The following is a 23,188-nucleotide window of genomic DNA, read 5'->3' as shown; positions in this document are numbered from 1 at the left end:
TATGTCAAGGTTAGCAGTAGTTACAGGGGGAACAAGGGGGATAGGCAAGGCTATTGCTATAGCATTAAAGGATAGAGGCTTTACCGTTGTAGCAAATTTCTATAGTGATTACCAAGCTGCTAAAGATTTTAATGAAAATTATTCTATTAAAACTAAGCAATGGAATACAGCAAATTATGCTGAATGTTTTAGGTCAATAGAGGAGCTTGAAAATGAATTTGGTTGTTCGGTAAGTGTTTTGGTAAATAATGCTGGTATTACTAGGGATGCGATGATGCATAAAATGATCGAGGAAGAGTGGCAAGAAGTGATTAACGTTAATCTTAGCTCATGCTTTAATATGTGCCGTGCAGTAATTAACCAAATGCGAAATCAAAATTACGGACGAATTATTAATATTAGTTCGATTAATGCTCAGGCAGGACAAATAGGGCAAACTAATTATTCTGCTGCTAAAGCTGGAATTATAGGATTTACTAAGGCGTTAGCTAGGGAATCAGCTTCTAAAAATATAACGGTAAATTGTATAGCTCCTGGGTATATTAAAACAGCAATGGTTGAAAAGATACCAGCTAATGTACTAGAGCAAATAATAGCAGCTGTGCCAATGAAAAGGTTGGGTAGACCGGAAGAAATTGCTAGAGCCGTAGATTATCTAGCAGATGAGCAAGCTGGTTTTATTACTGGGGAAACGTTGTCAATTAATGGTGGGTATAACATGTCATGAGGTATATACTCCACAACTGTTAAAAGTTAAAAAATCGTCATTGTGATGAGCGTTGTTAGCCCTAAACCGTCATTGCGACTCATCTTCGAGATAAATATGAGCAGAAATTATGCTATAGAACGTGAGTATTATGCGACGAGTGGAGTGTAGAATTAAATTCTCGTTACTGACTACATTTTTTCACCTGTGGAATTTTATAATAAAGAAATACTGATAAAAGTGTACTTTAATGACAAGAGTTTTTATTTGAAACAAAACAATGGTAATACACATAAGAAGCATTATGTTGACTAATTTTTAGTATGTCAAGTAGAAAAGTGATGTTTACATGACTACAAACTTCATGCCAAAACCACTGCGAACCTGATTCTTTAGACGTTTCAAGCACTTTTTCGTCTCGAAGATGAGTTGCGAGCGAACATACGTGAGCGCGGCAATCCATGAAGCTTGTCATATGGATTGCTTCGTCGACCTACGGTCTCCTCGCAATGACGTTTATTGAAACTTTCAACAGTTGTGTCCTGAAGACGACAACGCAATTCTTGATTTTCATCGAGCATCTAATGTTTATGGTCATGATGATGGATATAAAAGCCAATTGATGACAAGGTGTTTAGAAAGTCTTGGTTCTGTGCTAAATCGTTAGGCTTACCGCTACAACATATATGTCCATTCAAACATATAACTTGGTCAGAATTTTTCATCACAGTAAATAAGTCATGTGATATCATAAAAATTGTAATATTTAGACGTTTTTTTATTTGATTAATAATCCGATAAAATTCTTGCTGACTAGTAACATCTAATGATTGAGTTGGTTCATCTAAAATAATTAGATCAGGATTGTTGAGTAAGGTAGCAGTTAGAATTAGCTTCTGAAATTGACCACCAGAAAGTTCTGAAATATCATGATGTTTATAATTATCAAAATCAATAAAATTACTCCATTCTTGCCAATCATTGCGAGTAGCATTTGAGGCTAATAAATACAAAAAATTTTCAGCTGTAATTGGTAAGTCTGAAGCAAAATCTAGTCTCTGCGGTACATAGCCAATTTTTAGATGGGGGTGAATTGTTATATTACCAGATGAGGCACTGTCTAATCCCAAGATTAATCTAGCTATTGTTGTTTTTCCAGCACCATTTGGACCGATTAAAGTCGTAACCTCACCTTTTTTAACGGTAAAATTAATATTATTAAGAGGTGACTTTTTGCCAAATTGTTTAGATACATTACTGAATTTTATTAATGTAATATCTTCTGATATAGACACAACCACCTGATCAAAATTATTATTGTGTGCCAATTATGAAGTTCGATATAACAAGTTATATACTGCTCGTAAATGGAGAGTTGGTAGACGATAGTATAACTTCAAGAAGAGCTAGGCAGTAGCAAAGTTGAGCGGCGTAGCGTACATTAGTACGTGAGCAGCGGAGATCATGAAGTACGACGACGTGATGATTAGTTTTCGGAAATGGTATTACATCGAACTCAGGTTAACTAGCAGTCTCACCGTTAACATCATTATTACTATCTTGGTCGTCATTATCACTTTCCGATTCTTCACTTTTTTCAGATTTATCATCCTCTTCTTGCGCAGAACCAAGAGCATACACACACAATTCTTCCAGCAGAACATTATTCTTATTAGCCAGTTCTTGCAGTTTAGTTATCGCATCCATGACCTCAGCTGGTATTTTCCCACCACGTTGCTTTGATAACCAGTCATCCTGAAAATGCAGGGGATGATGCCCCGACTCAGGTTGCCCTACATATATGGTAAACGGTGCCATTTGTCCACCAAAATCACAATTAACACTAAACTTTTTCATAACATAACATTAAATTATTAGAATAATATTAGGGATTTCAAGATTTAATCCTAAAAAACTTATCCCTAATAAAATTGTATATGATACAACAAAAAAATAAAAGTAAAAAATTTTGGCAACAAAAATTAACTACTCAATGACGTTTTTTCAAGTAATAGATGTTTAAATTTCTCGGAAAGTTCATAATTAGTAGCAACAAACATTTTGTCATTATTTATTATTGCTCCACCTGATTCTCGGACAATTAAATCAAAGCTAGCTTTTAAAGTGTAATTTAATGATGAAAAATAAACAGCATCAATCTTACCAGCTGCAAGTAATAGCATTCCATAACAATGAGAACCAAGAACCCTAGCATTTTTCAAAAAAACTGGGTTTATGTTAAGATCGTCAGTAGAAATTAGAAAATTATCAAAACTAGAACAAGCAGAAACCCTTAATCTACCACTATTATTAGTGGTATTATTTCCTACCCATACTCCTTTTCCCTTCTCAACATAATAAATCTCATCAAGAGCTGGAAAGTTTATCACAGTACAAACCGTGGTTAAAATTTTATTAATCTTTTTTAAACACGTTATAGATACAGCAAAAAATGGTATACTTTTTTCTAAATTACTCAAACTATCAAGCGGATTTATTAAGAAAACCATCTCAGAAGCGTTATCTAATTCAAACTTATCCTCTGGAAAAAATAAAGAACTTGTATATTTTTGCAACTCATTACGTAATAAATCTTGTGTTTTAATATAAGATTTATTGCAGAAATCATAGTTTCCCTTATTAGATCTTTGAAGCATTTCCAGCTCTAAAAAATCTCTCTTCAAAAACTTAACAGCTTTACATGATGCAGTAATAAGTAAGTTAGTTATAGGTTGTTGCATAAGATATTACTTTGCTCTCTCAACAAAGCTTATATCTTCAATTTTTACAACTATTTTCTCCCCGGTAACTAAATAAGGCGGTACCATTACCTTTACTCCATTGGTTAAAATCGCTGGTTTATAAGAAGACGTTACCGTAGAGCCTTTAATTACAGGATCAGTTTGCATAATTTCAGCAATAACGGTTTGCGGTAATTCAGCATTTAAAGCTTTTTCTTCATAAAACTGTACCTTGAGTACCATATTATCCTCAAGAAATGGCAAACATTCGCCAAGAATTGCCTTATTAATTAAAATCTGCTCAAATGTCTCATTATCCATTAACACGAGATTATCATCTTCAAAATATAGGAATTGTAAATCCTTATTCTCAAGCTGTGCTTTTTCAACGTAATCGGATGAATTAAAACGCTCATTAAGTTTTGTACCAGTTTTTAAATTTTTCATCTCTACTTGCACATAAGCCCCACCTTTACCAGGTTTGGTATGTTCAGGTGTTTTGCTCACAACCCATAAATCATTATTATACACTATAATGTTACCAGCCCTAATAGCATTTGCTGAAATTTTCATATTATTATCACTTATCTAAAATAATTCTTTTGTATATTTGTTTAAGCTGGTTATTCATACCTAGGTCTATTTTATCATTTTTATCGATAAAGGTCAAAGTATAATGTACATATCCTTATAGCCTTCTTCTAATTCTAAAAGTTTTTTCTTGAGTTCAAGCCCTCCAGCGTAACCAGTTAGTCTACCATCAGTACCTATAACCCTATGACATGGCACTATAATTGACAAAGTGTTGCGTGCCACAGTGTTTGCTACTACACGTACAGATTTAGGAGCAAATATTAAATTTGCAATATCTTTGTAACTCATCACTCTAGCATATGGGATGGCAGAGATGGTAGACCATACTTTCTCCTGAAAATTAGTCCCCGTGAAACGGTAAGGTACGGTAAATTCTTTTCTAGTACCATTTATGTATTCTGTTAGCTCTTGGTAAGTTTGATCGAATATACTGCAATTTTGCTGTTCATGATAGCTACTATCTAAAATTGGCATATGTTTTTGCCCTACAAAATATAAACCTGTTAAAAAATCCCCGTCTGATACCAATAATATATTCAAATCATTTGAGTATATTAGAGCAATTGGTAAGTCTATATATCTATATATTTTTGTCATTTTAATTTTTTTCTTGGAGAGAGTTTTGTTCTAAACGACTTTTACACCCTGTGAAGTCAACTATTTTTGCATCTTGATCTTGGCAGGAACAAGTAAAAATATATTTCCTTTCATCTGTAACTTTCTGAATGCATTGTCCGCAAATACCTTTCATCATACACTGCATAGGAGAATTAAGACTTACTATTAGTTGAGTTTTGTTACCAAAAGAATTATCTTTTATATCGCTTATAGCTTCCATCATTTCTGTACTACCCGCAGCTATTATCCTATCTATGCTAAAATTTTTCCAAAGGTAACAATGCCCCATTATAGCATACACCAAATCGCCCTTAACACTAATATCTTCCGCCCTATTTTTTGATAAAATACCTTCTTCACAACACCAAACTACTATATCTGCTGCTTCTTCTATTCTTTCTTGATAGAACCTATCTTGTAAATTTTTATAACCAGCAAAATATATAATTTTACAATTATTATTTTTAAGAGCCTTAGCTATTGAGCATAAAACTGTATTTCCAACTCCTCCACCAACAAGCACTACATTGCTATCCTTTAATATCTCAGTTGGCTTACCACTAGGTCCCATTAGTACTACTAGTTCATTTTGCGATAAATATCTACATAATTTACTTGATTTACCATTTTGCCAAATTATCAAATGAATTAACCCTTTTTCTGAATCAACATAACCTCCAGTGACAGCCAATGGTTCGATAATTTTTGAAATATCACTAGAATAATTTTGTAAACGGAAAAATTGTCCCGGTTGAAAATTTTGAGCAGCGAGAGGAGAATGTATTACCAGCTCTACTATCTTATAAGATAAAATATCAATCCGTTTGATACGGCTAGTTAGCAAATAATCTAGTTTAGCGAAGAAATCTAGATTATTACCAAAAAAACTTGGTTTATTTTTGATAAGTTTTTTTCCAATAAACTTGTACCCCTCTTTACTACTTGCTAAGGCTTTAACCACACTTCCAGAGTACTGAGGATTACAATCACCAAAATATGTTAGACTTCCTGCATAAGTCAATCTAGTTGGTAATTTTGTAGTCGAAACTCGCCTGTGCTCCTCACGTACGCCTGTGTACGCTACGGTGCTCGGCTTCGTTTCTCCTGAAAATTCCTCAACTATTTTTGACTTATCTAGGAAGTCTGTTATACTCGAATGATTTTCCAAATAACTATTATATTTATGCGTACCTATTGCCATAAGTACAGTCCTTACCTTAAATTTTTTCCTTATACCTAAATTATCAAATTCTATTGATTCAGCGTAAGTATACTGATCAACATCAATGCCTAAAGGTATCATATCTTCAGCAAAATTTACACCTGCAGCCATAGCATACATAACTTCCTCAGGATTTAACTTGTAGGCAGGAGAATCCTTTAATTTTCCTCTATAACAAATTGTTACTCCACCTAGTTCATCTAAGATTTTCTTTATAGATTCTTTATTTTGTGCTTGCCTAAATAATTTTGCATGCAAGATAAATTCTTCGGCTATTAATCTGTCCTCATCTGTCCAATTTTGTTCTGTATGATTTTTCCCATTCTCTTCAACTGACAATTCATACTTTTTTAGAAATTTTTCTACTTGTAACTTATAATAATTTAAACTCTCAGTTGCTGCATCAATAGAGGTCAGTCCCCCACCAATGATAATAATAGGCATCCTAATAAGCAAATTAGTATTAGATTGTTCTAAAAAAGCTCCTCCTGATTGTAAGGTCATTAGAAAGTCGGAGGCTGTTTTTACACCTTTTGCAAGAAAATTTTTCATTTGGGCGATTTTAGGCTTACCAGCTCCAACACACAAGGCAACATGGTCAAATCCTAAATGAAATACCTGCTCCATAGTTATATTACTATCTAAACTTACACCACCAAAAAGCTTAAAATGACTGTTTCTCTCCAGTATCAGACGTAATATAGTTAAATTATTTTTATCCCACCTTGCAGTAATACCATACTCGGCTACTCCTCCAAAACCTTCAGGTATTTTTTCTGATAAGTTTTTTTTATAATCAGACCAATATTTAATAGGCTTGTTAATATCAAAAGGTAATGGGATGATTTTTAAGCCATCTATAGCTACTACAGTATGTCCGTCTCGTAATAAATAATGGCTTAAACTAAACCCAGCTGGTCCTTGACCCACTACTAAAACTTTGTAATTAGTTGGAGGCTTCGGCATCAGAGCAAAAATGTTAAGTGGATTCCAATTGGTAAGTAATAAATATATTTCCACCCCGTAAGGTAGAAGCAAAGTAGTTTCCAAAATATTAGATTCAACAAGAGGAATATCTACAGGTTCTTGCTTTTGATAAATGCAAGCATTGGAACAATCATTACAAATCCTATGACCGGTAGCAGCTACCATTGGATTATCAATGACAATAATAGCAAGAGCAGCTAAATTAAATCCCTTGGACTTTACATAATTCATCTCAGAGATTTTCTGCTTCAGCGGACAGCCCGACTTTGATGGCGTAATCGGTAGTATATTTGCAGAATCATTCGAGTATAACCCTTTAGAACACGAGTCTTTTCCCTGTTTATGACAGTAGATACAATAGTGAGTAGCATTTAAGACTGTATCTAGATTAGATATCGGATTTAAACCATCAAACCCTACTCTTACATGTTTTTTATATTTAGCTACCTTATTAAAATCTATTAAATTATTTTTATCTATTTTATTTGGTAAAGAAAATAATATATTTTCAGATTCATTAAATCTCCTTTGAAAATCTACTCCTGCAAGAGGTCTATTATAAACCATAAAGGCAGCATATTTTGCTGCTATATCTAACTCAAAAGCATATTTTTCATCATCTAATTGCCATTTTATTACTTGACGAGCAAACTTGTCTTGGGTAAACTCCTCTCCTAAAAGTTTTTCTAAAAAAATTGATACACTATCAAAATCAATCTCTTTTAGTTTTTCAGGAGGATATTTTTTTACTGCAATACGCTGGATGAATTTTCTCTTACACTCATAAATTACATCAAACTCTTTATGACTAAATCTTAGATTGGCTATTTCTTGTTCAATACCAAATAACTTAGCTAGAAAATCATCAAAAACAGGCGAAATTTCTAATAAAAAATCTGAGTAATATTTTTGATCAACTTGATCGGGATTGACCCTTAACAATAAAATAATTTCATAAAGAGAATAACTATGGCTACGCAGAAAATTTAGAAAAATTTCATCTAATTTTTTTAAGCCTTCTAATTTATTTAAATCTATAAAATCTAAACCAAAAGCAAGTGTCATATAGCTAAAACCTTCTTTAGATTAGCTATATATAATATATGACATTTTTAGAAAAAAATCTGTAGCCAAGATAACTGAAAAATGAAACAATAACGGCTACAATAAAAGATTTTATAATCATAAATACATCTGGCAACACTCCTTCTATTACTAAGAATTGAACTGGTCTTATGACAAGAAAAATGGGGTTAATTTCAAAAAATATTTTCTTTGATTCTGGTACCATAGAATATGGGTACACTATTGGTATAGTCCAATATGCAACATTCAAAATCAAATTTAATAGCTGTGGAACATCACGTATATAAGGAGTTAAAAATGCAAATGCGATAGAACTACTAATCACAGAAATAACCAACGGTAATACAAGAATTGGTACAAAAAGTATATATATACTAAATCTTTCGGGGTATAAAATGATAAAAGCTATATACATAGCTGTAAACGAATAAATTAGGGTATAAACTTGTGTTAAACTATCCGATATAGGAAAGATAGTTCTAGAAATTACTACCTTTTTTATAATACCACTACGATTAATTAATGAATTTGATGACATATTTAAGCTGCTAACAATAAATGTCCATAACGGTAAACCACCGACTAGGTTCATAATCATTGCTTCTCTTGGTAGCTTAAGTAAAAATCCAAAAAAATATGAAATGATCATTATATGCACAAAAGGCTGAACTAAACCCCATAACGAACCTAAAAAAGAATCTTTATTTTGACGAGATATAGAAGCTTGGGTTAATAATACCACTGACAACCAGTATTTCTTGGAAAAAAAATACTTTATCATTAATAATTCCCACTATTATAAATTTTTAGTATTTCATTTGGATTGCCGTCTGCGATAATACTACCTTCTTTTAATAATACACATCTATTACAATTCTCCTTAATAATATTTTCTTGATGACTTACTAATATTAAAATAGGTATATTTTGTAACTTATTTTTCATAAAATTAGTCGACTTCTCAATAAAATGACTATCACCAGCAGCAAACACCTCATCTAACAAAAGAATATCTGAATCTTGAAAAGCCGATACAGAAAAAGCTAATCTTGATAACATACCAGAGCTATAATTTTTTACTGGCAAATCTATTTTACTCCCTAGCTCAGAAAAATCTATAATTTCTTGTTCCAGTTCTTTACTGTACTTACCTAACATATTATTGTAAATCATAAGCATTTTGATATTTTCTCTGCCAGTTTGCTCTAATTCAAAACCTACTCCCATCTCAATAATGGCGGCAAAGTTACCATGAACTTTAATTTTTCCAAACTTTAATGGGTAAATTCCAGCAATTACTTTAAGCAAAGAACTCTTACCTGAACCATTGCTACCAATAAAGGCAATTTTTTCGCCTCTTTGACAGGAAAGATTTATATTATTTAAGATAGGAATTGACGAAGGAAAAAGTTTACCTCCTTTAATAAAAAAGTGTCTTAAACTTTCTACTCTTTGTTGGTTATTGATTCCTTCTACACAACCATCAGATATCTCTATAAATACTAGTTTAGACGTCATACATTAAAAATATGAGTTATATTTTTACTGAAGAGTTAATCCATTCTTCAATAATATTTTTGGGGAATACTCCAGTCTTAGTAGCTAGTTGTTTCCCATCTTTAAACAAAATCATTGTAGGTATACTACGAATACCTAAACTTGAAGGTATATTGGGATTTTGATCTATGTCCATTTTAACGATTTTTATTTTGCCCACTAATTCCTTACTTAATTCTTCAATAATAGGTGTTAACATTTTACATGGTCCGCACCATCCAGCCCAAAAATCAACTAATACAGGTGTGGTGGACTCTAAAACTTCTTTGTTAAAAGAATCATCTGTTATATTGCTTGCCATAATCTCTTATTTTTAATCTTGTTTTAACAATTAACCTGAGTTTGTTGTAAGGGTTAAACCGTCATTGCGAGCGTAAGCGAAGCAATCTAGGAAACAATCTATAGATAAATGATGTTACTGGATTGCTTCGTCGGCTTTACAGCCTCCTCGCAATGACGGTTTAACCCTTACAACAGCACTTCGCTAATAGACGGTTTTTTTAACTTTCAACAGTTATGGACATCGTTTTTAGCCAAAACCTTCTCGGGTTAACTATATAATCATACTAAGTAAAATTCTTATTGTAAATGACTGCTTTAAGTTTACTTAAAAATGTTAGTATCTAAAATTGTTAAGAACATATTTCTTACGATCATAATAAAGTTTCATAGCTACAGCAGCGGTTTCTTCTACAGATCTTCTTGAAACATCAATTATTGACCATCCTTGTTGCTCGCAAATTTGTTTTACTTGCATACATTCTTCTTGGACTATTTTAAAATCTGTATAATTAGTATTATCGCTCATCTGTAGTGAATGCATTCTAGTTTTTCTTATTTCAATTAGCCGAGTTGGGTTAATAATCAAACCAATTACAAGCTGTTTTGTAATGCTACCTAACAAGTCTAAAAACGGATAACCATGAATATAAGGCACATTTGCTGTTTTAAATCCATTATATGCTAGATATACGGAAGTTGGAGTTTTTGATGTCCTAGAAGGACCAATCAGAATAATATCAGCTTCGTCTAATTCACTAGTCATCTGACCATCATCATGTCTAAGAGTATAATCAATAGCATGAATCTTATCAAAATAACCTTCATCAAATTTATAATCATAAACTAAACTTTCTTCTGTTTCCACACCTAAAAAAACTGAAATTTCTTTTACAATTCTACCTACAACAGAGATACAAGGAATTTTTAAATCATAACAAAATTTAGTTAAATTTCTTCTTAGTTCATAATTTAAGATAGTGTATAATACAATGCTTGGTTTCATCTTGATCTTTTTCAAAACCTCATTTAATGATTCTGCATTTCTTAACATTGGCCAATGATACAATTTTGACTCAATTTTGCTAAATTGTGACAAAGCACTATTAGCTGCATGTTTAACTGTTTGCACTGAAGAATCTGAAACTAAGTGAATAATCAGCTTACTCATAGTTTATTAGTCTTTGTGGATAATTTTTTATTCATATTTTAATCTCTATATTAAAAGTAATCAATAACTACTCATATATATCCCGTATATAGAGGTTAATAACCTCTATAATTTAAAGAATAATTTTGTGGATAATTTTGTGTGTAAAATGCTAGATATCTAATGTCCTTCACGTTTTCTCATTCTACACACATAAACCACTATGAATTATCCACTAAAAAAATAATCCTATGAATAATGTGAGTAATAATTATAATCAATAAACCTTACTAGTAATTTAGCAATAAAAAAATGTGTATAATTATGTGTATATATAATTAATCTACATATTAACAATGTTTATATCAACTAAAAAAATATTATATATAATATAGATTATTATGGATTATTTCATGAATCAGCTTTTACAAACTTTTAAGAAAAAAAATAATCTTGTACCTATTTGGTTAATGCGTCAAGCTGGTAGATATTTACCTGAATATCAAAAAATAAGAAAAACTGTTAGTGGTTTCTTAGATATATGCTATAATGTTGATAAGGCTGTAGAGGTGACTTTACAACCAATAAGGAGGTATGGCTTTGATGCTGCTATAATTTTTTCTGACATTTTGGTTTTACCTGATGCACTTGGCTGGGATGTAAAATTTGAAGAAAATATAGGACCAATATTACGTAAATTTCAATCAAAAGAAGATTTTAAATATCTTGAAGGAAATTCTAATGGAAAACTAAATGTAATTTATGAAATAATCGATAAAACTAAAGAAAATTTGCCAGTTGATACTGCATTGATAGGTTTTGCCGGTAGTCCATGGACGGTAATGACTTATATGCTTGAAGGAAGAGGCAAACAAAGTTTTGAAACAAGTAAAAAATTTATTTATGAAAATAATAACCTAGCACAAGAACTTCTAGACTTTATTACTGAAAAAACTATTATTCATTTAATAGGACAAATAAAAGCTGGGGCAGATTTAGTACAATTATTCGATTCATGGGCAGGGATATTAGAAGAAGCAGAATATGATCAGTTTGTAGTGCAACCAACAAAAAAAATAGTAGTAGCTTTAAAAAAACAGTTTCCATATTTACCGATTATAGGTTTTCCAAGAGGTTCTGGGATTTTATATGAAAAATATATTAGTAATACTGGAGTGGATGCTATTGGAGTAGATCAGTTTGTACCAGCTAGTGCCATGAAATTATGGAGTGAGAAAATTGTTGTACAAGGTAATTTAGACCCATTTATATTGCTTACTAATAAAGAAATTATCGCAGAAAAAGTAAGTAAAATAATTGCAAACTTTAAAGAAAAAAATTTTGTATTTAATCTTGGACATGGTGTTTTACCAAATACACCAGTTGAAAATGTTGAGTTTTTAGTTAATTATGTTAGAGAATTTAAATACTAAAATATCTCAAAAAAAAATAGCCATCGTACTTTTTAATCTTGGTGGACCAAATAGCTTAAGCTCAGTTAAACGATTTCTATTTAACTTATTTTATGATAAAGCAATTATTAACCTACCAAATCCCCTAAGGTTTATTCTTGCTAAGATAATATCAATTACTAGAAATAGAAAATCTCAGGAAATATATTCTCTAGTAGGTAATAATTCACCTATTTTACAAGAAACAGAATCTCAAAAAGATGCTATTACAGAGAAGTTAAAACAAACTCTGAAAGAGGATTTTAGGATTTTTATAGCAATGCGTTATTCTTATCCTGATTCCGAAGAAGCAGTAAGAAAAATAAATGAGTATAACCCTTCAGAAATAATATTGTTACCATTATACCCACATTTTTCTAGCACCACTACTGGATCTTCGATTAAAGATTTTATATCTTCTCTTTATAAAAATAAAAGTGAATATTCCCAAAATATTAAAACTATTTGTTGTTATCCTATCGATGACGAATTTATTAAAGCTCATTTATCATTAATAAAGCAATCATTTAAAAAATTGAAAAACAAAAAAAATTTTCGTATATTATTTTCAGCTCATGGTCTGCCTGTAAAAATAATAAAAGCAGGAGATCCATATCAGTGGCAGATTGAAAAGACTGTAGAAAGTTTGGTGTCTAAGCTTAGTATAGATAATTTAGATTATAAAATAACTTATCAAAGTCGTGTTGGTCCAGTGGAATGGCTTAAACCTAATACGGAGGATGAAATTGAGATAGCAGGCAAAGAAGATAAATCTCTTATAATAGTCCCAATAGCATTTGTATCAGAACATGTTGAAACGCTGGTAGAATTGGACATTGAATATAGAAAGATTGCTGGTAAGTACAAAATAGAATATATTAGGACTCCTGCTCTTGGAATAAATAAATTGTTCATCAATAGCATAACTAAAATGGTATCAAATTTAGTTAATTATGGTTTCGATACAAAAAATTTGATATGTAGTTCAATTAATAAAAGAGTATGTCCTTATAATTTTACTATGTGTCCTTGTAATTTAAAAAACTAAGTAATGGGGTAAAATTAATGGCTAGTTATTATTTATGGTTTAAAGCATTCCATCTTGTATCAGCAATTTCTTGGATGATAGGTTTACTATACCTACCAAGATTATATGTCTACCACACTAAAGTTGTAGTAGGTAGTGAAACTGACAAGATGTTTCAATTAATGGAAAAAAGGTTACTTAGAATAATTATGAATCCGGCTATGATCAGCACTTATACTTTAGGTATAATAAATAGTTACATATATGGGCTAGTAGCTTTAGGAACATGGTTTTACGTAAAAATGACAGCAGTTCTAGGTATCACTATTTTTCATGGTTTATTAGCTAGATGGAGGAAGAATTTTGTTGAAGGCAAAAATAATCATTCTGAAAGATTTTATCGTATCATTAATGAAGTACCAGCACTGTTGATGATAGTGGCTGTTGTTATGGTTATTGTTAAACCATTTGATTAATATATTTTTCTACTTTATTATTTATATTACTGATTTCTAATCGTGACGCATATAACAATTATTGAAGTAAGTAATTAACCTATGGGTGATGTCACCCTAGGCTATTAAACCAATGTATTACATCGAAATGAGGTTAATTATTATAGTTAACTATAGATAACATAACAGTGAAGTTTAAACAACTATATGAGCAAAATTATCCAAGCAGATAATAAGATTATGCAAAAACAGACTAGTTTAACTAAAGAACAAAAAGAGGTTGTTGGATTACTTTCAATAGGGACATTTCTCGAGTATTTTGACTTAATGCTTTATGTGCATATGGCGGTATTACTTAATGAGTTGTTTTTTCCAAAAACTGACCCGCATACGGCTACTCTTCTTTCAGCCGCTGCTTTTTGTTCTACTTACTTGCTTAGACCATTTGGTGCATTAATATTTGGTTGGATAGGCGATAATGTAGGAAGAAAAGCATCTGTAGTCATTACAACTTTTTTAATGGCAATATCTTGTTTTGTCATGGCTAATTTGCCAACTTTTGCTCAAATAGGGATTACTGCAGCTTGGCTGGTGACAATATGTCGTATTGTGCAAGGTATGACTTCTATGGGGGAAATCACAGGAGCCCAATTATACCTAACAGAGTATCTACAACCACCAAGACGATATGTTTCTGTAGCTATGATGAATTTCTGTGCTGCTTTAGGTACATTTGGTGCTTTAGGTATAGCCTTTATTGTAACTTCTTATAATGTTAATTGGCGACTGGCTTTTTGGTTTGGTGCAGGTGTGGCATTAGTTGGTATGATTGCTAGGGCAACGCTGCGAGAAACGCCTGAATTTGCCGACGCTAAACGTCGATTAAACAGAACTTTCCAACAGTTGAAAGGTATAGGATCTAACATTGACGTTGAACATGTAATGCAAGATACTCTCAATATTCAAGAAAAAATTAATTGGAAAACAACAATAAGTTTACTGTTAGTAGATTGTATGTGGCCAGTGATGTTTTACTTGGCTTATATGCATGGTGCTAATATTTTAAAATATTCTTTTAATTACACATCTGAGCAAATTATCAATAATAATTTCATTATTTCGGCTGTGATGGTGGTTAATGTTTCTCTAGTGGTATATTTAAGCAATAAAATATATCCACTAATGATTTTAAAAATAAAATTAATTTTATCTTCTATTACTTTACTTGCGACTCCATTTTTATTAAATGGAGCAACAACTGGCTTTGATATACTGATAGTTCAATCTTTATTACTATTCTTTGCATGTGATGCATCACCGGCTAATGCAATATTCTTCAAATATTTTCCAGTTTTTAAGCGTTTTACTTATGCTAGTGTGATATATGCTATATCAAGAGCTTTAATATATGCTATCACTTCTGTTAGTCTTGTTTATTTAACAGATTATTTTGGTCATTGGGGGTTGTTTATTATTATAATTCCAACGATTGCAGGTTTTGCATATGGATTATCACATTTTATTAAACTCGAGAAAGATGCTGGAAATCTTTCTGAAAAGAAAACTTATCTAGACTCTGTAGCAAATATTGCTTAGATGATATAGTAGGTAAATATTGGTAACATAGCTCTATTAGTTTTTTTTCTAAACCAATTGTTTCTAAGTGTATAGCTAGACGTATAAATTCTTCTATAGTTTCCTCAATAATCTTCCTAGCTTTTTCAGGTGATTTAATTCCTATAGTTTGTAAGTTGTGAATTCGGTCGAAAATTTTAATAAATGCTACATCATATTTTTTTTGTTGATATAATAAATTTAAAATCTCTTTGGAGCTAATCTTGCCGTAAGGCTTAACCCTAGTTAAAGCTTCCACTTGACTAGCTACTATACTTCCAAAAATATATTCAATCATCTTTTCTGTCAGTTTTGTATCCTCGATAGTATCATGCAGTATAATGGTAACAATCATGTCAGTTCTGAAATAGCTTGGAATTTCTGATGCTGCATATTCCGCTACCATATACGCTACTTCAATCGGATGTGAGTAATAGGGTTCGCTAGACTGCCTCATTTGGCTGCCGTGATATTTTTTGGCGTAATAAATAGCCTTTCTAACCTCATCAATATCTATTGACCGGTTTACTTCCTCATTTATCTTACGTAATTTGTTCAGTAACCTAGTAGCATATTGACAAGGTGCATACTTTGAGTTGTCCCAATAGTTAATATCTTCCATAAAAAACTATAATATTTTAAATCACTATACAAGTTAAACTAAAAATTAGAATATTACTAGGAATTTATTATATTTTTTTTGAAAAAGATCAATATTTTTGCATTTTGTTGTTGTTTATCTATTAGTGCTTCTGATAATTAGTATATAGTATATGGTATACTCAAATGACCTGAAAATGAATTTCAATGCAAGTTGCCAAAATATTATTACCATTAGCTAAGCTTTTCCCGTTGGATTATTTAATTCCAAATGAATTAAAATTAGCTATAGGAGATTTAGTAGTTGTCCCATTTAGAAATAAAGAATTAACGGGTATAGTTTGGCAATTAGATACTGAAGTTTCAAAGGGAACTATTAAAATCAAATCTATTAAACAGAAAGTGCTACTTGAATTTAGGTTTAATCAGGAAATATTTAATTTAATTAAATGGGCTGCTAATTATTATATGACTTCACTTGGTTCAGTTGCTAAGTTGGCTTTGCCGATCGATATTGCCCAGCAACCTATAAAAATAAAGCATCAAGAATTAAACAAAGATTTTATTTTGCCAACTCTTTCAATAGAGCAACAAGAAGCACTTTCTCTATTAAGTCAATCAGATAAACCATCAATTATTAAGGGAGTAACCGGATCAGGTAAAACAGAAATTTACTTTCATCTATTGGCTGATTATTTGAAGCAAGGTAACCAAATATTGATAATGTTACCAGAAATTGCTTTAAGTCAGCAAATTATAAATCGTTTTATAGCACGCTTTGGCTTTCAGCCAGTAATATGGAATTCTGCGGTTACTAAAGCTCAGAAAAAGATGATTTTAAGAGGTTTGCTCAACAATGAAATTAAAGTTATAATTGGTGCTAGAAGTAGTCTATTTCTACCGTATAGTAATCTTGGATTAATTATTATTGATGAAGAGCATGATAGTTCTTATAAGCAAGATGATGGTATATTATATAATGCTCGCGATGTGGCGGTATTGCGGGGAAGCTTATCCAAAATAAAAGTAGTATTATGCTCGGCTACTCCGTCTATTGAAACACTTTATAACGTAAGTACCAATAAGTATCAATTAATTGAATTGTCAAATCGTTATCAGGAGGCTACTTTGCCAGAAATTCAAATAATTGATATGAAAAAGGAGAAATTATCAAAAAATTCTTATTTATCTAAGGAGTTAATAGCATTAATTGGTAAAAAGCTAGCAAGCAAAGAGCAGGTGTTATTATTTTTGAATCGTAGGGGTTATGCCCCTGTGATGCTATGTAAACTTTGTGGTTATCGTTTTACTTGTAATTCTTGCTCTGCTTGGTTAGTGGTACATAAATCTAGCAAAAAACTTGAATGTCACCATTGTGGTTATCAAAGTAGGATTCACATTTTTTGTCCTGATTGTCGGGAAGAAGAGTCTTTAACTGTTTGTGGTCCTGGGATTGAAAGAATTGAAGAAGAAACTAGGCATCTTTTTCCCGATAGTAAAATTGCGGTAATTAGCAAAGATTATGCCCAAAAACCTGAAAAGATCCGCGAATTACTATATAAAATGGAGCATTCTGAGGTTGATATTCTAATTGGTACTCAGATGATTACTAAAGGTTATCACTTTCCCAACCTTACTTTAGTAGGTGTTGTTGATGCTGATCTTGGGGCTATTAGTAGTGGAGACTTGCGGTCAAGTGAACGCAATTATCAACTACTTCACCAAGTAGGAGGTAGGGCAGGAAGAGAAGATAAAAAAGGTCTAGTATTAATGCAAACTTATTACCCAGATAATGCTATATTTAGTTATATAAAAAATGGAGGAGATCAGTTTTTACAATATGAACTTGAAACAAGGCAAGCAGAGAATATGCCTCCTTTCACCAAAATGGCATCAATAATTTTGTCTGGGAAAAATGAGCATAAAGTACTTGAAATATCCAAAACTCTAGTTGCAATTGCACCAAAAAGTTCAGCTAGAATACTCGGACCATCTAGTGCATTAATGTTTAAATTAGCAGGAAAGTTTCGCTACCGTATTCTAATCATAGTGGATAAGAAATTTAATTTACAAAAATTTTTACAAACATGGTTAAGTTTAATCAAAATCCCTTCTTTTTGTCATTTGAAAGTGGATATAGATCCTAAGAGTTTTTATTGATATTACTTTCACGGTTATCCAAGTAAAAGCTTTAGCTTAGTACTACATTTGTAGTTATTCACAATGTCGTCATCCCCGTGAAGGTGTGTTGGTGTCCGGTTTAAGTCGGTGATGTCATCCTAGACCAGTGAGAGCCTTCGGTGCGAATGACGGATTCGGGGTCTAAAAATGTTGAATAGTCTTCTTGGCTATTTTTTTAGACCCCTGCTTCCGCAGGGGTGGCGATAATACTGAGCCTAATATTAACTTGTTACAGATATTTGAGGTTAAATAAGTTATAAATATTTTTGTTGGAGATATTTTAAAAATATTTCCGATTGAATGCGATCTTCACCCGTAGCGTCTTTAATTAATTCACTGGTATTTTTTAATGAGCCATAGCTTCTAATATTATTATCTAAGAATTGGTTTACACCATTGAATTCTCCTCTTGTTATTTCCTTTTTTATATTGTGATTAACTTCCTGTGCTTTTTTCATGACCATTGAAGCAATAATTGCTCCATTAGTATAGGATGGAAAATAACCAAAACTGCCCATTGGCCAATGTATATCTTGTAAGCATCCGTCTTTATCGTTCTGTGGAGTAATGCCTAAATATTCCTGCATCTTATTATTCCAACAATGTGGTAGATCATCTAAAGATAAATCTCCGCTAATTAGTAATCTTTCTAGTTCAAACCTAACTATTACATGCATTGGATAAGTCACTTCATCTGCTTCTACTCTAATAAAACCTAGTTTGACTCTTGTCATTAATTTGTAAAGATTTTCTGCAGAATATTCTAGTCCTTTAAATCCAAATTCATCCTTAAGTAGCTTTGATAGATATTGACAAAATTCCTCTGACCTACCTACTTGCATTTCCATAAATAAAGATTGACTTTCATGGACAGCCATACCTTTCGCCTTACCTACTGGTTGGTTTTTATATTTGCTGGGCAAGCCCTGTTCATATAAACCATGACCAGTTTCATGCATAATCCCCATAATCCCTGAAATAAAATTATGCTCATTATATCTATTAGTTAACCTAACATCATCAGGAGTACCCCTACAAAATGGATGGGTTGATTCATCTAACCTACCTTTAGTGAGGTTAAAACCCATTATTTCCATAAGCCTTTTAGCAATTAATTTTTGTTGTGCTTCACTAATACTATTAGTGATAGGTAGAACATTTTCTTTACTTTGTTTTTCTACTATTTGACTAATTAATTTTGGTATAGTTTTTTTTAGATTATTAAACACTACTTTAACTTCATCAAGTGTGCGTTCAGGATCATATGTGTCAAGTAAAGCATCGTATACAGAACAGTTTAGTGCATTGGCTTTAGATTTAGCCATTTTTTGTACGCAATCTAATACTGTTTGTAGGTAAGGTTTAAGTGATAGATAATCATTATTTTTTCTAGCATCTCGCCAAATTAACTCACATTTTGCACTAGCAGTAACATACATTTTCCATAAATCATCATCTATACATGTAGATTCTGTAATTCGTCTTTTTGTTTCTCTTAAATTAGCTAACTGCCAAACATCAAGAGTGTTCACGTTTTCAGAGACAGATTCTATTAGTTCAGCTAATTTTTTCGATTGTAACCTAGAGTGGGCTATGGAAGATAGTAGTGCTATTTCGTTTGTTCTACTATCAATTGATCCATGCGGAATATTTACTGCGATATCCCAATAAAGTATGTTAATCACGTTATTAATTTGAAAAATTTGCTCTAACTCTTGCTCTAATAATGTATAATGTTTCATATAATTCCCCCTACTTCAAAAGTTGCTTTAAACCTCAGTTTTGGATTAAAAAATACTGCTTTACAGCCTTATGCTACATTTTTACGTAAATGTTGCTAATATCCTTTAACTCTAATGACACGGTTTTGTTGAGAAGCCCTTATGACCTCTACCTCGTTGGCATCTTTGTTTAGTTGTCTTACTACTTAATGTCCATATATCATTATTTAAAGAAAAAACAAATACAGTTTGTATTGCCGCAATAGAGTCATCCAGCAAACCTGACTGTTCAATAGTAATAATAACAGATGTAGGCGATTCAACACTTGATAGTTTTTGACTAATCAGAGTGTTTGTCAATTCTAAACTCCTATTTAGACCCATTTCATTTATAGCTAACTGTAAAGGGGAAATGTACTCCTTAGTATTATTTTCTTCGCCATTAGCATTAGAAATAAATAGAATTAAAAATAAGATTATTTGTATATAGTGTTTAAGATGCAGTACCATAAGTATTTTTTGATGAGTTATAAATTAATATAATAATAAAGAAAAAACTAATTCTTTATATCTGCTAATTTAGCAAACATTTTTTCCTCTTGAAGTTCTAAACATAGCAATAATAAGGTTTTTTGCTATATTAGATGATGATTTATTATTGACTTTAGCAAGATTTGTAATTTCATTAAAAATTCTTCATCTAAAGATACCAATAATCGTTTAGCAGGCATACAAAACCTAGAATTTCTGTAAATTTACAATATCATATCTGATACAGAACATCAATATTATTTGATTTGAATTTATGTTATTAAAAAAACGAGCATTATATCAATTAACTTTGTTATACTTATAAAGTATGTTATATAAATAAAGTATGTTATATAATAAACATATTCGATGGTTAAACTATAGTAAAATAGGTTAAGACAAAATCTATTGAAAATTTTTCTTTTTAATATTGATCTAACGTAGAGTATGTAATAATATTATGTACATGTACTTAAATATGTCAATATAATGGAAGCAATATCTTATACACAAGCACGTAATAAGTTGTCTAGCATTATGGATAAAGTTTGTACAAATCATCACTCTTTAATCATTACTAGACAAAAACAAAAATCTGTAGTGATAATGTCCCTTGATGACTATAATGCTTTAGAAGAAACTTGCTACTTATTAAAGAGTCCTAAAAATTTAGAAAGACTCAACCGTGCAATTAATGACCTTAACGAAAATATTAATTTTAAAAATATCACTATAAATGAAAGTATTATTTCATAATGATGCTTGGGAGGATTATCTTTATTTTCAGAAAAATGATATAAAAATTTTAGAAAAAATTAACCAGTTAATCAAGGATATATCTCGTTCACCTTTCTCGGGTATTGGCAAACCTGAACCTTTAAAATTTAGTTTATTTGGATATTGGTCAAGAAGAATAAATCAGGAGCATAGGTTAGTATATACCACTAAAGATAACACTATTTATATAGTGCAATGTAAATATCACTATTAAGAGAGGATTCAAAATCAGGGGCAAAAGTTAAATTTTGCTAAAAATATGCCTAGCTTTGGTTATATTATTAATACAATTTTTTGAAATAAGATGGAGTGTTTTGGATAATCTCAAAAAACAAAACTATTCTAGGGGTAGGTATTATGTATAAAAGTCTTCTTACTATTGCTATAGCGTTAATATCATTTACTTTACCAGCAATTGCTATGCAGTCTAAAGATTTACCAACAAATCATGATGGTTCGTATCTTAATATATCTGTTACTGAACAAATGGATGTAAAAGAAGATTTACTTATATCTAGTATGCGAATAGAAAAAGAAGGAGTTGATCTAAAATATATATAGGATGAGATTAACCTAATGATGTCTAAAGCAGTAAAAATGGCTAAAGAAGTTGAAGATATTACTGTATCAACAGAACAATATTATGTTTACCAATATAACCAAGACCAAAATATTGATAATAAAAAAGATAAAGTAAAGAAAAAAATGTGGCGTGGTACTCAGGTATTATCACTGAAAAGCAAATCATCTGAGGCTTTATTGACATTAATTGGAAAATTACAGAATGAAGGGCTATTAATACAAAGTTTAAATTATACTCTTTCTAATGAAAAAAGAGAAGTCATTCGAGATTCTATGATAGAAGCTGCTATTGCAAAACTAAAGCAACGAGCTATACGTGTAGCTAAAGCTCTTGGTAAAGAATACGATGGATTCACTAGATAAATGTTGATCCTGAAGCAAGGAGAATGCCAGTGCCTAGATTGATGATGGGATCACCTGTAAATGCTGATGATAGTGTGGTTAATATGCCAGTTGCAGAACCAAGCACAAGTGAGGTAACTATAACTGTTTCAGCTACTGCTTTGCTTAAATACGGCTCAGTGTTAGGGAATAAGCGATAAAGTACCACTTATATTTCTGATAGAAAATTTCTTAAATAGCACTAGCCTATACAATTAGCGTTAAGGTAGCTGCGATGAGCCGACACTTATATCTTATAGCGCAACGAAAGCACGAGGTAATAATTATGAAAGTATCTAGTAAAGGGCAAATAACTATACCTATAGATATTAGAAGTAAATTTGGTTTCTTGCCAGATACAGAAATCACTTTTATAGAAAAAGAAGACGGCGTTCTATTAAAAAAATATCAAAATCAAAATAATAGAGGTAATAAATTAATATTGCATATGTTTGGAAAAAGCACAGTAAAAATGTCTACTGATACCATAATGAAATTAACTAGATCATAATCTTAGTTGACAGTAATATATTATTAGATATTATCACCTGTGATGCTAGGTGGTATAATTGGTCTTCTAACCAATTGTTAAAATTATCGCAATTTCATGAATTAGCAATTAATGATTATATATATACAGAAGTTTCAATAGGATTTGAAAGAATTGAAGAACTTGAAGAAGTAATCGGCAATAATTTTAAAGTTCTTCCTATCCCTAAAGAAGCCCTATTTTTAGCAGGAAAAGTTTTTATACAATATAAAAAAGCAAATAGTGGCAAGAAAAACTCCGTATTACCAAATTTCTTTATCGGAGTACATGCGTCTGTATTAAATATTCCTCTTCTTACAAGAGATGTAGCACGTTACAAAACATATTTTTCTAAACTCCATCTTATTCACCCTTAGGTCAAAAGATTTACATTCTTAT

The 23,188-nt window shown here is 31.3% G+C and carries 27 protein-coding genes; 13 read left to right on the top strand and 14 right to left on the bottom strand.

Translation table 11 applies throughout. The features are described 5' to 3' along the window. Nucleotide 1 precedes the first annotated feature (1 nt). On the top strand, nt 2-727 hold the full coding sequence (locus tag AAHN03_RS03325) for an SDR family oxidoreductase (protein WP_342279093.1): 726 nt from the start codon (nt 2-4) through the stop codon (nt 725-727). A gap of 226 nt (nt 728-953) precedes the next feature. On the opposite strand, the gene AAHN03_RS03320 is transcribed toward AAHN03_RS03325, so the two are convergent. The 11 genes from AAHN03_RS03320 to AAHN03_RS03270 all read right to left on the bottom strand — a co-directional run bounded on the left by AAHN03_RS03320 (nt 954) and on the right by AAHN03_RS03270 (nt 10,961). Continuing rightward, nucleotides 954-1,115, bottom strand: coding sequence for a hypothetical protein (locus AAHN03_RS03320; RefSeq protein ID WP_341761540.1), 162 nt, complete (start codon nt 1,113-1,115; stop codon nt 954-956). Between the two features lie 172 nt (nt 1,116-1,287). Further along, the gene (locus tag AAHN03_RS03315) at nt 1,288-1,983 is read right to left on the bottom strand and encodes a metal ABC transporter ATP-binding protein (protein ID WP_342279168.1); all 696 of its coding nucleotides are present in this window, start codon (nt 1,981-1,983) and stop codon (nt 1,288-1,290) included. A gap of 244 nt (nt 1,984-2,227) precedes the next feature. Beyond that, nucleotides 2,228-2,563 carry a DUF2610 domain-containing protein gene (locus tag AAHN03_RS03310; RefSeq protein ID WP_342279092.1) on the bottom strand — a complete coding sequence of 112 codons (336 nt, stop codon included), beginning with the start codon at nt 2,561-2,563 and terminating at the stop codon, nt 2,228-2,230. A gap of 125 nt (nt 2,564-2,688) precedes the next feature. After that, nucleotides 2,689-3,447, bottom strand: coding sequence for an inositol monophosphatase family protein (locus AAHN03_RS03305; RefSeq protein WP_342279091.1), 759 nt, complete (start codon nt 3,445-3,447; stop codon nt 2,689-2,691). 6 nt (nt 3,448-3,453) lie between these two features. Next, nucleotides 3,454-4,020: an elongation factor P gene (gene efp / locus AAHN03_RS03300; RefSeq protein WP_341761725.1), complete on the bottom strand. Its 567-nt coding sequence runs from the start codon at nt 4,018-4,020 to the stop codon at nt 3,454-3,456. A 93-nt stretch (nt 4,021-4,113) separates the two neighbouring features. Further along, nucleotides 4,114-4,638 (bottom strand): methylated-DNA--[protein]-cysteine S-methyltransferase, encoded by a 525-nt coding sequence (locus tag AAHN03_RS03295; protein WP_342279090.1) that lies wholly within the window; start codon nt 4,636-4,638, stop codon nt 4,114-4,116. A gap of 1 nt (nt 4,639) precedes the next feature. Beyond that, nucleotides 4,640-7,933 (bottom strand): FAD-dependent oxidoreductase, encoded by a 3,294-nt coding sequence (locus AAHN03_RS03290; protein ID WP_410521348.1) that lies wholly within the window; start codon nt 7,931-7,933, stop codon nt 4,640-4,642. 25 nt (nt 7,934-7,958) lie between these two features. Continuing rightward, nucleotides 7,959-8,735: an ABC transporter permease gene (locus AAHN03_RS03285; RefSeq protein WP_342279089.1), complete on the bottom strand. Its 777-nt coding sequence runs from the start codon at nt 8,733-8,735 to the stop codon at nt 7,959-7,961. Further along, nucleotides 8,735-9,472, bottom strand: a complete 738-nt coding sequence (locus AAHN03_RS03280; protein WP_342279088.1) for an ABC transporter ATP-binding protein — start codon at nt 9,470-9,472, stop codon at nt 8,735-8,737. Before AAHN03_RS03280 ends, AAHN03_RS03285 begins: the two co-directional genes overlap by 1 nt. Before the next feature lie 16 nt (nt 9,473-9,488). After that, nucleotides 9,489-9,812 carry a thioredoxin gene (gene trxA, locus AAHN03_RS03275; protein ID WP_342279087.1) on the bottom strand — a complete coding sequence of 108 codons (324 nt, stop codon included), beginning with the start codon at nt 9,810-9,812 and terminating at the stop codon, nt 9,489-9,491. A 315-nt stretch (nt 9,813-10,127) separates the two neighbouring features. After that, a complete protein-coding gene (locus AAHN03_RS03270) occupies nt 10,128-10,961 on the bottom strand; it encodes a pyruvate, water dikinase regulatory protein (protein WP_342279086.1) in 834 nt (277 codons plus the stop codon). A gap of 392 nt (nt 10,962-11,353) precedes the next feature. Here AAHN03_RS03270 and hemE point away from each other — a divergent pair, with 392 nt between their 5' ends. The 4 genes from hemE to AAHN03_RS03250 all read left to right on the top strand — a co-directional run bounded on the left by hemE (nt 11,354) and on the right by AAHN03_RS03250 (nt 15,469). Next, nucleotides 11,354-12,373, top strand: a complete 1,020-nt coding sequence (hemE, locus tag AAHN03_RS03265; RefSeq protein ID WP_342279085.1) for a uroporphyrinogen decarboxylase — start codon at nt 11,354-11,356, stop codon at nt 12,371-12,373. Continuing rightward, complete coding sequence (gene hemH / locus AAHN03_RS03260) at nt 12,351-13,439, top strand: ferrochelatase (protein ID WP_342279084.1); 1,089 nt, start codon at nt 12,351-12,353, stop codon at nt 13,437-13,439. Before hemE ends, hemH begins: the two co-directional genes overlap by 23 nt. Before the next feature lie 17 nt (nt 13,440-13,456). Beyond that, nucleotides 13,457-13,894: a protoporphyrinogen oxidase HemJ gene (gene hemJ / locus AAHN03_RS03255; protein ID WP_341761717.1), complete on the top strand. Its 438-nt coding sequence runs from the start codon at nt 13,457-13,459 to the stop codon at nt 13,892-13,894. A 186-nt stretch (nt 13,895-14,080) separates the two neighbouring features. Further along, nucleotides 14,081-15,469, top strand: coding sequence for an MFS transporter (locus AAHN03_RS03250; protein ID WP_342279083.1), 1,389 nt, complete (start codon nt 14,081-14,083; stop codon nt 15,467-15,469). Here the strand turns inward: AAHN03_RS03250 and AAHN03_RS03245 are convergent. Then, nucleotides 15,396-16,109 (bottom strand): HD domain-containing protein, encoded by a 714-nt coding sequence (locus AAHN03_RS03245; protein ID WP_342279082.1) that lies wholly within the window; start codon nt 16,107-16,109, stop codon nt 15,396-15,398. The two genes, AAHN03_RS03250 and AAHN03_RS03245, sit on opposite strands and share 74 nt — an antisense overlap. Nucleotides 16,110-16,294: 185 nt before the next feature. On the opposite strand from AAHN03_RS03245, the gene AAHN03_RS03240 reads away from it, so the two are divergent. Next, nucleotides 16,295-18,247, top strand: coding sequence for a primosomal protein N' (locus AAHN03_RS03240; RefSeq protein ID WP_342279081.1), 1,953 nt, complete (start codon nt 16,295-16,297; stop codon nt 18,245-18,247). A gap of 275 nt (nt 18,248-18,522) precedes the next feature. Here the strand turns inward: AAHN03_RS03240 and AAHN03_RS03235 are convergent, their stop codons facing one another. Continuing rightward, complete coding sequence (locus AAHN03_RS03235; protein WP_342279080.1) at nt 18,523-20,010, bottom strand: carboxypeptidase M32; 1,488 nt, start codon at nt 20,008-20,010, stop codon at nt 18,523-18,525. 111 nt (nt 20,011-20,121) lie between these two features. Beyond that, complete coding sequence (locus tag AAHN03_RS03230; RefSeq protein ID WP_341761712.1) at nt 20,122-20,499, bottom strand: hypothetical protein; 378 nt, start codon at nt 20,497-20,499, stop codon at nt 20,122-20,124. A gap of 510 nt (nt 20,500-21,009) precedes the next feature. Between AAHN03_RS03230 and AAHN03_RS03225 the strand changes: the two genes are divergently transcribed. From AAHN03_RS03225 to AAHN03_RS03195, 7 genes are all read left to right on the top strand, one after another. Next, complete coding sequence (locus AAHN03_RS03225) at nt 21,010-21,276, top strand: type II toxin-antitoxin system prevent-host-death family antitoxin (protein WP_342279079.1); 267 nt, start codon at nt 21,010-21,012, stop codon at nt 21,274-21,276. After that, nucleotides 21,257-21,511 (top strand): Txe/YoeB family addiction module toxin, encoded by a 255-nt coding sequence (locus AAHN03_RS03220; RefSeq protein WP_341761710.1) that lies wholly within the window; start codon nt 21,257-21,259, stop codon nt 21,509-21,511. Before AAHN03_RS03225 ends, AAHN03_RS03220 begins: the two co-directional genes overlap by 20 nt. Before the next feature lie 143 nt (nt 21,512-21,654). Then, nucleotides 21,655-21,858: a hypothetical protein gene (locus tag AAHN03_RS03215; RefSeq protein ID WP_342279078.1), complete on the top strand. Its 204-nt coding sequence runs from the start codon at nt 21,655-21,657 to the stop codon at nt 21,856-21,858. Nucleotides 21,859-21,873: 15 nt separating this feature from the next. Further along, nucleotides 21,874-22,242: an SIMPL domain-containing protein gene (locus AAHN03_RS03210; RefSeq protein WP_342279077.1), complete on the top strand. Its 369-nt coding sequence runs from the start codon at nt 21,874-21,876 to the stop codon at nt 22,240-22,242. Nucleotides 22,243-22,265: 23 nt separating this feature from the next. After that, the gene (locus AAHN03_RS03205; protein ID WP_342279076.1) at nt 22,266-22,421 is read left to right on the top strand and encodes a hypothetical protein; all 156 of its coding nucleotides are present in this window, start codon (nt 22,266-22,268) and stop codon (nt 22,419-22,421) included. Between the two features lie 125 nt (nt 22,422-22,546). Beyond that, nucleotides 22,547-22,771: an AbrB/MazE/SpoVT family DNA-binding domain-containing protein gene (locus tag AAHN03_RS03200; protein WP_342279075.1), complete on the top strand. Its 225-nt coding sequence runs from the start codon at nt 22,547-22,549 to the stop codon at nt 22,769-22,771. Beyond that, entirely contained in the window at nt 22,765-23,166 is a 402-nt protein-coding gene (locus AAHN03_RS03195; RefSeq protein WP_341762181.1) for a type II toxin-antitoxin system VapC family toxin, read from the top strand. The genes AAHN03_RS03200 and AAHN03_RS03195 overlap by 7 nt, the downstream gene beginning before the upstream one ends. The last annotated feature ends 22 nt before the right edge of the window (nt 23,167-23,188 follow it).

The organism is Candidatus Tisiphia endosymbiont of Myopa tessellatipennis (genome assembly GCF_964031105.1).
Taxonomy (GTDB): domain Bacteria; phylum Pseudomonadota; class Alphaproteobacteria; order Rickettsiales; family Rickettsiaceae; genus Tisiphia.
The sequence above is the reverse complement of the archived record's forward strand: the minus strand, read 5'-3'. Positions and strand labels throughout refer to the sequence as shown.

Excerpts from the sequence above, each read along its gene's own strand:
- AAHN03_RS03325 (WP_342279093.1), top strand. The coding sequence starts at position 2 with ATGTCAAGGTTAGCAGTAGTTACAGGGGGAACAAGGGGGATAGGCAAG.
- AAHN03_RS03310 (WP_342279092.1), bottom strand. The coding sequence starts at position 2,563 with ATGAAAAAGTTTAGTGTTAATTGTGATTTTGGTGGACAAATGGCACCG.
- AAHN03_RS03305 (WP_342279091.1), bottom strand. The coding sequence starts at position 3,447 with ATGCAACAACCTATAACTAACTTACTTATTACTGCATCATGTAAAGCT.
- efp (WP_341761725.1), bottom strand. The coding sequence starts at position 4,020 with ATGAAAATTTCAGCAAATGCTATTAGGGCTGGTAACATTATAGTGTAT.
- AAHN03_RS03295 (WP_342279090.1), bottom strand. The coding sequence starts at position 4,638 with ATGACAAAAATATATAGATATATAGACTTACCAATTGCTCTAATATAC.
- AAHN03_RS03290 (WP_410521348.1), bottom strand. The coding sequence starts at position 7,933 with ATGACACTTGCTTTTGGTTTAGATTTTATAGATTTAAATAAATTAGAA.
- AAHN03_RS03285 (WP_342279089.1), bottom strand. The coding sequence starts at position 8,735 with ATGATAAAGTATTTTTTTTCCAAGAAATACTGGTTGTCAGTGGTATTA.
- AAHN03_RS03280 (WP_342279088.1), bottom strand. The coding sequence starts at position 9,472 with ATGACGTCTAAACTAGTATTTATAGAGATATCTGATGGTTGTGTAGAA.
- trxA (WP_342279087.1), bottom strand. The coding sequence starts at position 9,812 with ATGGCAAGCAATATAACAGATGATTCTTTTAACAAAGAAGTTTTAGAG.
- AAHN03_RS03270 (WP_342279086.1), bottom strand. The coding sequence starts at position 10,961 with ATGAGTAAGCTGATTATTCACTTAGTTTCAGATTCTTCAGTGCAAACA.
- hemE (WP_342279085.1), top strand. The coding sequence starts at position 11,354 with ATGAATCAGCTTTTACAAACTTTTAAGAAAAAAAATAATCTTGTACCT.
- hemH (WP_342279084.1), top strand. The coding sequence starts at position 12,351 with ATGTTAGAGAATTTAAATACTAAAATATCTCAAAAAAAAATAGCCATC.
- hemJ (WP_341761717.1), top strand. The coding sequence starts at position 13,457 with ATGGCTAGTTATTATTTATGGTTTAAAGCATTCCATCTTGTATCAGCA.
- AAHN03_RS03250 (WP_342279083.1), top strand. The coding sequence starts at position 14,081 with ATGAGCAAAATTATCCAAGCAGATAATAAGATTATGCAAAAACAGACT.
- AAHN03_RS03245 (WP_342279082.1), bottom strand. The coding sequence starts at position 16,109 with ATGGAAGATATTAACTATTGGGACAACTCAAAGTATGCACCTTGTCAA.
- AAHN03_RS03240 (WP_342279081.1), top strand. The coding sequence starts at position 16,295 with ATGCAAGTTGCCAAAATATTATTACCATTAGCTAAGCTTTTCCCGTTG.
- AAHN03_RS03235 (WP_342279080.1), bottom strand. The coding sequence starts at position 20,010 with ATGAAACATTATACATTATTAGAGCAAGAGTTAGAGCAAATTTTTCAA.
- AAHN03_RS03230 (WP_341761712.1), bottom strand. The coding sequence starts at position 20,499 with ATGGTACTGCATCTTAAACACTATATACAAATAATCTTATTTTTAATT.
- AAHN03_RS03225 (WP_342279079.1), top strand. The coding sequence starts at position 21,010 with ATGGAAGCAATATCTTATACACAAGCACGTAATAAGTTGTCTAGCATT.
- AAHN03_RS03220 (WP_341761710.1), top strand. The coding sequence starts at position 21,257 with ATGAAAGTATTATTTCATAATGATGCTTGGGAGGATTATCTTTATTTT.
- AAHN03_RS03215 (WP_342279078.1), top strand. The coding sequence starts at position 21,655 with ATGTATAAAAGTCTTCTTACTATTGCTATAGCGTTAATATCATTTACT.
- AAHN03_RS03210 (WP_342279077.1), top strand. The coding sequence starts at position 21,874 with ATGATGTCTAAAGCAGTAAAAATGGCTAAAGAAGTTGAAGATATTACT.
- AAHN03_RS03205 (WP_342279076.1), top strand. The coding sequence starts at position 22,266 with ATGCCAGTGCCTAGATTGATGATGGGATCACCTGTAAATGCTGATGAT.
- AAHN03_RS03200 (WP_342279075.1), top strand. The coding sequence starts at position 22,547 with ATGAAAGTATCTAGTAAAGGGCAAATAACTATACCTATAGATATTAGA.